This is a genomic window from Corallococcus sp. CA049B, from assembly GCF_003611685.1.
Lineage (GTDB): Bacteria > Myxococcota > Myxococcia > Myxococcales > Myxococcaceae > Corallococcus > Corallococcus coralloides.
Genome location: NZ_RAWC01000280.1, coordinates 1 through 9,763, shown reverse-complemented (window position 1 = coordinate 9,763; position 9,763 = coordinate 1). Strand labels below are relative to the sequence as shown.

The following is a 9,763-nucleotide window of genomic DNA, read 5'->3' as shown; positions in this document are numbered from 1 at the left end:
CCGGCGAAGCCCGCGCGCACCGCCGACCCGCAGTACCTCATCCTGACCGGCGGCTCGCCCTTCCTGCGCGCCATCGGCTCCGTGCGCCGCCCTGGCGGTGAACCCCTGCCGGGCTTCGCCAACCTGGCCGTGACCAAGATGTCCGCGGCCCCGCTGCCCACCGAACCGGGCCCGTACGAGTTCCGCTTCCAGGCCAGCAACGGCACCGGCGACTTCAAGCTCGCGCAGCGCAGCGAGACCGGCGCCCCACGCAACGTGCGCGACTTCGAGATGGCGTCCTCGGGCGGCTTCCAGCTCTACCGCTTCACCATCCCCTGAAGCCCCCTCACGGCGGCAGGAACCGCGACATCAGCGCGAGCCCCGGCGCCTCCAGGGGCACGCGCCCCCGCAGCGCCGCGAACAGCGACCAGCCGTGGTCCGCGAGGAGGACCACGGCCGCGTCCGCCGCGACGCTGAGCCCCATGAAGCCCACGTAGCCCCCCATCACCGACGAGCGCCACACCACGTCCTTGCCGCGCACCTGGGACACGTTCCATCCCAGGCCGCGCTGGAAGGGCCCGGCCTTCACCCGGGGCGCCTGCATCCGGTACAGGGCCTTGGTGAAGGACGTCTCTCCCCGCCCCAGGTTCGTCTCCAGGAAGCGCATCACGTCCCCCACCGTGGAGTGCATCGCGCCGCCTCCAGGGAGCGCCGGGAAGGTCCACGGCGGCACGGGCTTGCCTCGCGCGGTGTGACCCTGCAACAGGCGCGGGGCCAGCTCCTCCGTGACGCGCGCCGTGGTGTCCACGAGCCCCATGGGCTTGCAGAGCACATCCCGCATCAGGTGCCCGTAGTTCAGCGCCATGCGCCGGGAGAGCGCGTGGCCGAGCACGCCCATGCCCAGGAACGACTCGGACGACGGGTGCGGCGGCGGCTGCCGGGGGTGGTAGTTGCGCAGGAACTCGCCGAACAGGCTCGCGGAGTAGTGCCCGAACGGGTCGTCCGGATTCGCGGGCGCCGCGCCCAGGTTCGGCGGCAGGTGCGGCAGCCCGGAGGTGTGCGTCGCCAGCTGCTCCAGCGTGATGCGCTGCGCGACCTCGTCGTTCAGGAGCGACGCGGGAATCATGTTCCCCAGGGGCTCGTCGAGCCGCACGTCCCCCCGCTCCGCCATCACCGACAGGAGCGCCGCCGTGAAGACCTCCGTGAGCGCCCCCAGGGAGAAGAGGGCGTCCGTGGCCGGAGGCGTCCCCTTGCCCCGGAGGCCTTCGACGTGCAGCGCGCCCCGCCACGTCATCGCCGCGCACACGGAGGCCGTGGGGTAGCCGCGCAGGTAGGGCCGCAGCTCCGCGTGGAGGAGGTCGGAAGGGTTCGACATGGAGTGGCGCTTTACGGGCCCGCCGCCCGGTGAAGCAAGCCTTCCGGATGCGGTTCTGTCAGGCATCACCGTGCGAGGCCGCCCGCCCCCTGGAAGGCCCCTGTTGGCCCGGCATGCCGCCCGCGTCCGCGCCCTCCAGCGCAGTGTCAGGCCCCGCGTGTGCTTGCGTCCACGTGGGCCCTTCCCCTGACGAAAGGCCACCGGAAGCCCGCTTCCCCTGCCGTGAAGGCGCTCCTCTTCGGTCGCAACCCGCACCAGCCGGATCCGTTCGACGTGGAGGTGAATGACGGCGGCGTCTCCGGGCTGCCGACCGGGTTGGAGCCGCGCGACCTCTTCGCCGCGCTGCTCGGATGATACCGTGCGCGGGCATGAAGGACTCCATCCGCGCAAGCCGGGGGCTGCGCCACCGCATCGCCGCCCTCCTCCTCGTGGGACTCACCGCGTGCGGCGGCTGCCAGAAGACAGACGCCGAGCGCGCCGCGAAGGAGCGCGCGGAGATCGACCAACGCCTCCGTGACTCCGTCGCGCTCGTGCCCTACCGCGCCCTCAAGCTCTCCGTGCGCGCGGGCGACGACCCCAGGGCCCCGGAGGAGATCGCCCTCCTGTGGAAGGCCGTGGCCGAAACGCGCGCGTTGCCAGACAAGCCGGTCAACGACGAGGTGACGCGCGCGACGGCCCGCATCTACCTGGACCTGGGCATCGCCCTCTACAAGGCGCGCAAGTCGCTCCAGACGCGCGACGAGGACGACTTCCCCCTGCTGTGGACCCGGTGGGCCAACGGCGCGTCCGTGCCCCTGTCGAGCTACGACTCGGGCCAGGAGCACGCCTTCCTCGCCGCCGTCCTGCTGGCGCTGGACACCGCGGAGAAGTCCGACCGCATCCCCGCCACGGAGCTCGTCTTCTACGAGCTGTCGCGCGCCACGCCCACCCCCTCCTGGCCCGCGCCCCTGCGCGCCGCGGTGCGGGCGAGCCGGGGCGTTTCCTTCTGCCAGGCGGGCTACCACTACGCCGCCGAGGAGGAGCTGACCGCCTTCCTCTCCGAGACGGAAGCCCTTCCCCCGGAAGACTTCCCCGCCATCCAGCAGGGCACGCCCGCGCAGTCGCGGGAGGCGGTGCTCGCGGCCGGGCACTTCCTGCGCGCCTGGAACCGCATGGGCCTGAAGCGCGAGCGGGCCGCCGAGGACGACATCGAGCAGGGGCTGCGCTCGCTCCAGACGCTGGGCGTGGAGAACGAGCTGACGTGGTGGGGCTGGGCCTTCATCCACACCCGGCGCGGACGCTACGAAGAGGCGGCGGCGTCGCTCGACAAGCTCGCGGCCAGCCCCTACCTGGAGGAAGCGGAGCGGCGCGAGGTGCACGACAACGCGGAGACCCTCCGCAAGCACGGGGACAGCCTGCCGCTGTTCCAGCAGACCCGCGCGACGGTGCTCCTGGGCCGGACGCTGCTGGCGCGAGCCGGAGGCCTGGAGCACGTGCTCACCGTCCTGCTGGGCCCGGAGCGGGCGCGGTTGCTCTACGCCCCGCTCGTCTGGATGGACCGGGTGCGCCAACGCACGGCGCAGCTCTCCCCGGAGCAGGTGGCCCAGGGCGCGGGCCAGACGCTCGACCGCGCGCGAGAAGCGGGCAACCGCGGCTGGAAGGCCCTCCAGGAGCGCCTGGACAAGGCCACCACCCAGGACACCCCGCCGTGAAGCTTCTGAGCCGTCACGGAGCCGCCGCTTCGCCCAGCGCCTTCACGGGGTAGTGCCCCTGGGAGGCGCGGAAGCGGCGCTCCAACCCGCCGGGCTCGAGCACGCCCCGCTCGAACAGGCCCAGCAGGAAGGCCTCGTACGTCCCCGCGCGTGAAGGGCCCGCGCGCTTGAGTTCCTCGTAGAGGACGAAGGCCAGGACGTGCATGCCGTCGTCGTGGGCGCGGAAGAACTCCGCCCCCGTGAGCGGCCGGCCCTCCCGGTTGCGCAGCAGGCCCTCCCGCTCGCTGACGTAGACGTCGATGGCCTCCGCGCAGTCCTCCTCCGTCAGGCCGCGCGCGGAGGTGTAGCCGAACGCGGGGTCATGCTCGCGCACCAGCCGCTGGAAGTAGGGGTCCGCCTCCAGCTCGGACAGCTTCGCGTCCAGCTCGCCCTCGCGGGTGAATGGCGGATGCAGCAGCTCATGCACCGCCGTCTTCACGGTGACGTCCGCGGGATAGGTCGCGTCCGTGAGGAAGTTCCACCCCGTCACCCGGATGCCGTGCGGCTTCGCGAACTTCAGGACGTGCGCGCTCAACGCCGGCACCGGGAGCTCCCGTCCCAGCACCGCTTCGTTCCAGCCCACCACGTCGTGCGGCGCCACCTTCGCCGCCAGCCCCGCGATGGCCTGCTCCACCTGCGGCAGGTACTCCGCCCGCCAGACGCGCGGGAACTCCGCGCGCGTGAGGAACGCCAGCAGGACCCCCAGGTCCCCTCGCACCGCCTCCATCTCCGCGAAGCCGTCCTCGCGCCCGTAGGACGTGGCCAGGAAGTCCGCGCGCATCCGGCTCCATGCCGCATCGTCCGCCACCGTCGCCGCCAGGTCCTCCACCGTGGCGGCCTCCGTCACGGAGAAGACCAGCGTCAGGAACGGCCCCACCATCTTGCCGCCCTGCTTCGCCATCCGCTCGGTGAGGTGCGAAAGGGCGGCCTGCTCCCGCGTCCCCAGGAGCGCGGAGAAGCGCTGGAACTCCGCCGGGTAGAAGCGCGTGTAGAACGCGTCGCCCCGCAGCAGGTTCAACAGGCACAGCGCGTCGTACGCCTCCGACGGACGCAGCACCCACCGCGTGCGTCCGGAGTCCACGCGGCGCACGGCCGGCTCAGGAGCCGCCGGGACGGGCCGGGAACCCGCGCAGGCAGTGCACATCAGCGCCGCGCACAGGAGCGTCACGGCGCGGCGGAAGGGATGCGATTCCAGGGTCATGGCGGAAGAGATAGGACCGCCCGCCTGGCGCCGTCTTGGACGAAACCTACGGCGTGGAACCGGATGCACGTCCCGCCAGCCGCCGGTACTCCGCCGGGGTGAGGTGCAGGCGGCGGCGGAACTCGCGCGTCAGGTGGCTCTGGTCGCAATAGCCCGCGTCCAGCGCGATGTCGCCCAAGGGCCGGTCCGTCTCGCGCAGCGCCCTGCCCGCGCGCTCCAGCCGGGAGCGGCGCAGGTACTCCGCCGGGCTGCACCGGTAGGCCTGGTGGAAGGCCCGCCCCAACCGCTGCGGGCTCACCCCCGCCTCCCGCGCCAACGCCGCGAGCGTGGGCGGAGCTCCGCGCACCGCGTCCAGCAGCTCCCGGACGCGCCCCAGCCACGCCGGAGGGGCACAAGCCCGCACCGGCGCAGACGCGCGCACCGCCTCCGCCAGCAGCTCCAGCGTCAGCCCCTCGATGGCCAGCCCCGCCACGTCATCCGCGCGCCGGAACTCCTGGTACACGCGCGCCGTCAGCGCCACCAGCCGCGCCGACGTCAGGTCCACCCGCGGATCCAACCGTCCGGCGAGCGCGCTCCGCGACCGCCAGGACGCCTCCGAGAAGTCGATGTTGAAGGTGCGCGTGCGCACGTCCCGGATGCGCTGCGCGTGCTCCAGCCCGGGCGCCTGGAAGGCGACCGAGCGGGCCGGGCACTCCCGCGCACGGCCCTCCACCACGTCAGTGAAGCCCCCCTCCAGCGTGAGCCGGAAGCCCGCGTGCCGGTGCCCGTGGGATGGCAACCGCGCCCCAGGCGCGTACGTGCTCTCCGTGAGCACGAGCCCCGCCACCTCCACGCGCTGGAGGGGCGTGCCCAGGTAACGGCCGAGGTCGAGGACGGGTGCGGAGGTCACTCCCCCTTTTTGCATCGGCCAGGGGTCCCATTGCATCCCCGGACACCAATTCCGCCCTTCCGAGCGCCAGCCGGCCAGGCGGCGACGGCCCGCGAACGTTGGCCGTGCACGTTCCAAGTCCCCAGCTTTGCTCCAAAGCCTTTTTCCTTCCTTCCAAGGAGCCGCACCCGATGAAAGCCATCTGCTGGCATGGCCACGGCGACGTCCGTTACGAGTCCGCCCCCGACCCGAAGATTGAGGACCCTCGCGACGCCATCATCCGCGTCACCCGCACCGCCATCTGCGGCTCCGACCTGCACCTGCTGGACGGCTACATGCCGACCATGAAGAGCGGTGACGTCCTGGGCCACGAGTTCATGGGCGAGGTGATGGAGATTGGCTCCGGCGTCACCAGGCTCAAGAAGGGCGACCGGGTCATCGTCCCCTTCAACATCGCGTGCGGCGAGTGCTTCTTCTGCCAGAAGACCCTCTTCTCCCTCTGTGACCGCTCCAACCGCAACGCGGAGATGGCCGCGAAGGTGATGGGCTATTCGCCCTCTGGCCTCTTCGGCTACTCGCACATGCTGGGCGGCTTCTCCGGCGGCCAGGCGGAGTACGTGCGCGTGCCGTACGCGGACGTGGGCCCGCTCAAGATTCCGGACGGCCTCACCGAGGATCAGGTCCTCTTCCTCACCGACATCTTCCCCACCGGCTACATGGCGGCGGAGAACTGCCAGATGGAGAAGGGCGACACCGTGGCCGTGTGGGGCTGCGGCCCCGTGGGCCAGTTCGCCATCCAGAGCGCGTGGATGTTCGGCGCGGGCCGCGTCATCGCCATCGACCACGTGCCGGAGCGCCTGGCGCTCGCGAAGTCCTGGGGCAAGGCGGAGACCATCGACTTCACGAAACAGGACGTCTACGAGACCCTCAAGGAGCTGACCCGCGGCCGCGGCCCGGACCGCTGCATCGACTCCGTGGGCGCCGAGGCCCACGGCACCGGCAGCCTGGACGCCGTCATCGACAAGGCGAAGGCGGCGGTGAAGCTGGCCACGGACCGGCCGCACGCGCTGCGCCAGGCCATCTACTGCTGCCGCAAGGGCGGCACCCTCTCCGTGCCCGGCGTCTACGTGGGCTTCCTGGACAAGGTCCCCATGGGCGCCTTCGTCAACAAGGGCCTGACAATGAAGACGGGCCAGACGCACACGCACCGCTACACCCGGCCGCTGCTGGAGAAGATCCAGGCGGGCGCCATCGACCCGACGCGGCTCATCACCCACCGCGCCCGGCTGGCGGACGCCCCCGCCCTCTACAAGAAGTTCCGTGACAAGGAGGACGGCTGCATCAAGGTCGTGATGACGCCGTAGTCCCCGTCAGGCCTGGCCCGTCAGCCGGTAGTACGCGTGCGGGCGGCGCCAGCGGATGAAGGCGCGCGCCAGGGGGTTCATGCCCCACTGGATGGGCACCGGATCCACGACGAAGCCCAGCTCGTCCTTGAACTGTTCGAGCTGGGTCGCCTCGCGGGCATGCAGTCCGCCCACCAGCGTCCGGGCCCCCAGCCGGCGGCAGACCTGCGCGAACTCGTAGATGAGGCCGGTGGAGATGTTCGTCGGCAGCGCCCACGTCGCGTAGTAGGCGCTGAAGCCATACGCGACGCCGTCCACGATGTAGCCGTCCAGGTAGCCGCCCAGCTTGTCGTCCACCATCCCCGCCAGCACGCACCAGTGGTCGGACGTGAAGTACTGCCGCAGGCCCTTGAGGTACTCGTCCAGCGTGGGGATCTTCTTGTGCTGCGTGCGCGTCAGCGCGTCCCGCACCACGGGATAGCCCTGCTCCAGGAGCAGCGACGGCCCCGTGAGCTGGACGATGCGCACCGTGCGCTGGCACTTGCGCAGCTTGCTGCGCCGGTTCGAGTTCAACCGGCTCATGTCATACGTGTCCAGGTCCTTCAGCCGCACCACGGGCACCTTGCCGGTGGCGGCGTTCGCCGTCTCCGGCGTCAGCGCCGCGCGGTAGCCCCAGGCCAGCGGCGTGGGGGGCGTGGCCTCCTCCGGCGTCAGCCGCGCCAGCAGGTGCACCGGCTGGAAGAAGCCGGGCGCCCCCGACTGCTCCCAGTAATGCCCCCGGTGGGAGATGACACGAACGCCCTCTTCTCGCCGGCGCTCGGCGAGCTCCCGCTCCGTGAGACACGTGAAGCGGGCCTCCGCGACATCGCGGAGCTGCGGAAGTGACAGGACCATGGGAACCCCTCCACCAACGACACGGGAACGTCAGGAACGAGGCGCGCGGTAGGCGGGGAAGAAGTCCCCGCCCGCATGCCCCTGGGATAGCTGCGTGTACGCTTCCGGGTCGCAGATGAGGTCGTGCGTGTAGAACCGGGACATCGCGTTGGCGAAGCCGCGCTTGAACAGCTCGATGCCGTCGCCCGGCCGGACGCCGCCGCCCAGGTGGACGGAGGCCTCCAGCTTCTCCGCCAGCTCCACCATCACCGGGAACTCGTTCTTCGCCGGTGAGTGCGCCAGGTACGCGTCCGCGGTGCCGCCAATGAAGGGGTGCAGGAGCCCGTCGCTCAGCACCACCAGCGAGGAGGAGGCCACCGCCCCCTCCGGCGCGCGCGTCGTCGTCAGCCACGCGAAGGGGCAGGTGAAGACCTCCTCGAACCAGGCGTCGGAGAAGGAGCACCGCTCCCCGGCCTGGTTGCGCGCCAGGGTCTGCCGGTGGAGGGACTTGAGCGCCTCGCGCTGCTCCTGCGTGGAGTCCTTCACCGGCACGACGGTGCTGACGTAGCCGCGCCGGGCGTTGCGCCGGATGTCCGCGCCGTGGTCGCCGCGGAACCTCACCGGCAGCTTCGGGTCGATGAGACACACCTCCGTGCGCAGCCGCCCGCCCGCGAAACAGTACGGCCCGCCAATGCGGTCGCGCAGGAAGATGCTGACCAGCTCCGTGCCCCGCCAGTCGATGGCGTCCACCGGCACCTCGGAGAGCCCGTTCAACTCCGCCCCGGGAAAGCCATACGGAGAAATCGCGTCCCGGTAACGCGTCCCCTCAATGGGCCGCACGATGAGCGGCACCCGGAGCGCCCGCCCCTCCCCATCCTCCACGATGAGGCTGTGCGTCACGCCCTCCGCGCGCAGGTGCTGCTCGGAGCGGAAGTAGTCAGACGAAACGGCGCGTTGGCCTCCGTCAGGGACGAGGACGGCTCTCCACGGTGCCACTGGATTCATGGGTGCGCCCCCCCCGGGCGGAAACGAGCGGGCCCGACAGCGCCCGAGACAGCCAGAGGGTATGTGAATGGAACCCGGGTCCGTCACCGCCCCCCGGGGTGCGGCGCGGATGTCCTGATTCCAGCGCTTCGCTCCACTCCAGCCCTCCAGGGCAGGGCATGTGTCACCTCGCCAGCGAGGCATAGCGGCTTCCAGACATTTGGCATTGTTCGGGCTTACGCTTGCACGCTTCCTCCGGAAGATTGCCGGTCCATGAAACACGTCCTGTTACTGGCCGCGGTGTCTTGCCTGAGCGCATGCGCCTGGGGCCCGGGAATGCAGATGGACGAGGACGCCTTCCGGGAGCGCTACGCGGGAAAGGCAGACGCCGGCGCGGATGGCGCCTACGAAATCATTCCCATCGACGCGTCCCTCATCAGCCACCAGCTGGAGGAGCGCAGGCAGGCGCGGCCCGCGCCGCTGGTGGATCCGCTGGCGCGGGTGGCCACGGACTATGACTACCGGGTGACGCCGCACGACGTGCTGAGCGTCATCGTCTGGGACCACCCGGAGCTCACCATCCCCGCCGGCGAGTTCCGCCCCGCGGAGGCCACCGGCCACCCCGTGGCGGCGGACGGGACCATGTTCTACCCCCACGTGGGCAACATCCCCGTGGCGGGCAAGACGCTGCGGGAGATCCGCGAGCTGCTCACCCAGCGCCTGGCGAGCGTCATCGAGAAGCCCCAGCTGGACGTGCGCGTGGTGGGCTTCCGCGGCCAGAAGGTCCAGGTGACGGGCGAAGTCGTGGCCCCCGGCACCCTGCCCGTCACCGACGTGCCCCTGCGCGTGCAGGACGCCATCGCCCAAGCGAAGGGCTTCGCCCCGGAGGCGGACCTGCGCACCGTCACCCTCAGCCGGGGCGGCACCACCTTCACGCTCGATTTGCAGGCCCTCTACGAACAGGGGGACGTGAGCCAGAACTGGCTGCTCCAGGACGGCGACATCGTCAACGTGGCGGACCGCAGCCGCAACAAGGTCTTCGTGCTGGGAGAGGTCCGCAAGCCGTCCTCGCGCGTGATGGTGAAGGGACGGATGACCCTGGCGGAAGCCATTGGCGACACCGAGGGCTTCGACCCGCTCACCTCCAACCCGGGCCGCGTGTATGTCATCCGCGGCAGCTTCGACCGGCCCTACATCTACAAGCTGGACGCCAAGTCGCCGGACGCGCTGCTGCTCGCGACCCAGTTCCAATTACAACCTCGCGACGTCATTTTCGTCTCCGCGCACGACCTGACCCGTTGGAATCGCATCATCCAGCAAATCCAGCCAACAGTTCAGCTGCTCTGGCAGGCAGTGGATATCGGAGACAGAACCATCATCATCGACAACCCATGACGAGCCCCCCCGAAC

Annotated in this window: 10 protein-coding genes; 5 read left to right on the top strand and 5 right to left on the bottom strand. The window is 70.9% G+C overall.

From position 1 onward, the window contains the following. Positions 1–318: hypothetical protein (locus D7W82_RS40725; protein ID WP_158617787.1), on the top strand; the 318-nt coding region annotated here is incomplete at its 5' end. A gap of 7 nt (positions 319–325) precedes the next feature. Here the strand turns inward: D7W82_RS40725 and D7W82_RS35690 are convergent. After that, positions 326–1,354 carry a serine hydrolase gene (locus D7W82_RS35690; RefSeq protein WP_120622579.1) on the bottom strand — a complete coding sequence of 343 codons (1,029 nt, stop codon included), beginning with the start codon at positions 1,352–1,354 and terminating at the stop codon, positions 326–328. A 222-nt stretch (positions 1,355–1,576) separates the two neighbouring features. On the opposite strand from D7W82_RS35690, the gene D7W82_RS41990 reads away from it, so the two are divergent. Both D7W82_RS41990 and D7W82_RS35680 read left to right on the top strand, forming a co-directional pair. Beyond that, positions 1,577–1,708, top strand: a complete 132-nt coding sequence (locus D7W82_RS41990) for an ATP-grasp domain-containing protein (RefSeq protein ID WP_233588140.1) — start codon at positions 1,577–1,579, stop codon at positions 1,706–1,708. A 14-nt stretch (positions 1,709–1,722) separates the two neighbouring features. Then, positions 1,723–3,045, top strand: a complete 1,323-nt coding sequence (locus D7W82_RS35680) for a hypothetical protein (protein WP_120622577.1) — start codon at positions 1,723–1,725, stop codon at positions 3,043–3,045. 13 nt (positions 3,046–3,058) lie between these two features. Here the strand turns inward: D7W82_RS35680 and D7W82_RS42245 are convergent, their stop codons facing one another. Together D7W82_RS42245 and D7W82_RS35670 are read right to left on the bottom strand one after the other, a co-directional pair. Beyond that, positions 3,059–4,285 carry a hypothetical protein gene (locus tag D7W82_RS42245; protein ID WP_120622576.1) on the bottom strand — a complete coding sequence of 409 codons (1,227 nt, stop codon included), beginning with the start codon at positions 4,283–4,285 and terminating at the stop codon, positions 3,059–3,061. Between the two features lie 46 nt (positions 4,286–4,331). Continuing rightward, positions 4,332–5,174: an AraC family transcriptional regulator gene (locus D7W82_RS35670; RefSeq protein WP_233588139.1), complete on the bottom strand. Its 843-nt coding sequence runs from the start codon at positions 5,172–5,174 to the stop codon at positions 4,332–4,334. A gap of 170 nt (positions 5,175–5,344) precedes the next feature. Here D7W82_RS35670 and D7W82_RS35665 point away from each other — a divergent pair, with 170 nt between their 5' ends. Then, complete coding sequence (locus tag D7W82_RS35665; RefSeq protein ID WP_120622574.1) at positions 5,345–6,517, top strand: zinc-dependent alcohol dehydrogenase; 1,173 nt, start codon at positions 5,345–5,347, stop codon at positions 6,515–6,517. Positions 6,518–6,523: 6 nt separating this feature from the next. On the opposite strand, the gene D7W82_RS35660 is transcribed toward D7W82_RS35665, so the two are convergent. Beyond that, on the bottom strand, positions 6,524–7,390 hold the full coding sequence (locus tag D7W82_RS35660; RefSeq protein WP_120622573.1) for a hypothetical protein: 867 nt from the start codon (positions 7,388–7,390) through the stop codon (positions 6,524–6,526). Between the two features lie 30 nt (positions 7,391–7,420). Further along, positions 7,421–8,374, bottom strand: coding sequence for a GNAT family N-acetyltransferase (locus tag D7W82_RS35655; RefSeq protein WP_120622572.1), 954 nt, complete (start codon positions 8,372–8,374; stop codon positions 7,421–7,423). A 252-nt stretch (positions 8,375–8,626) separates the two neighbouring features. Between D7W82_RS35655 and D7W82_RS35650 the strand changes: the two genes are divergently transcribed. After that, entirely contained in the window at positions 8,627–9,748 is a 1,122-nt protein-coding gene (locus D7W82_RS35650) for a polysaccharide export protein (protein WP_120622571.1), read from the top strand. The last annotated feature ends 15 nt before the right edge of the window (positions 9,749–9,763 follow it).

What these genes read in the sequence shown, in the direction of transcription:
- D7W82_RS35690 (WP_120622579.1), bottom strand. Translation starts at nt 1,354, where the DNA reads ATGTCGAACCCTTCCGACCTCCTCCACGCGGAGCTGCGGCCCTACCTG.
- D7W82_RS42245 (WP_120622576.1), bottom strand. Translation starts at nt 4,285, where the DNA reads ATGACCCTGGAATCGCATCCCTTCCGCCGCGCCGTGACGCTCCTGTGC.
- D7W82_RS35655 (WP_120622572.1), bottom strand. Translation starts at nt 8,374, where the DNA reads ATGAATCCAGTGGCACCGTGGAGAGCCGTCCTCGTCCCTGACGGAGGC.
- D7W82_RS35650 (WP_120622571.1), top strand. Translation starts at nt 8,627, where the DNA reads ATGAAACACGTCCTGTTACTGGCCGCGGTGTCTTGCCTGAGCGCATGC.
- D7W82_RS35665 (WP_120622574.1), top strand. Translation starts at nt 5,345, where the DNA reads ATGAAAGCCATCTGCTGGCATGGCCACGGCGACGTCCGTTACGAGTCC.
- D7W82_RS35680 (WP_120622577.1), top strand. Translation starts at nt 1,723, where the DNA reads ATGAAGGACTCCATCCGCGCAAGCCGGGGGCTGCGCCACCGCATCGCC.
- D7W82_RS35660 (WP_120622573.1), bottom strand. Translation starts at nt 7,390, where the DNA reads ATGGTCCTGTCACTTCCGCAGCTCCGCGATGTCGCGGAGGCCCGCTTC.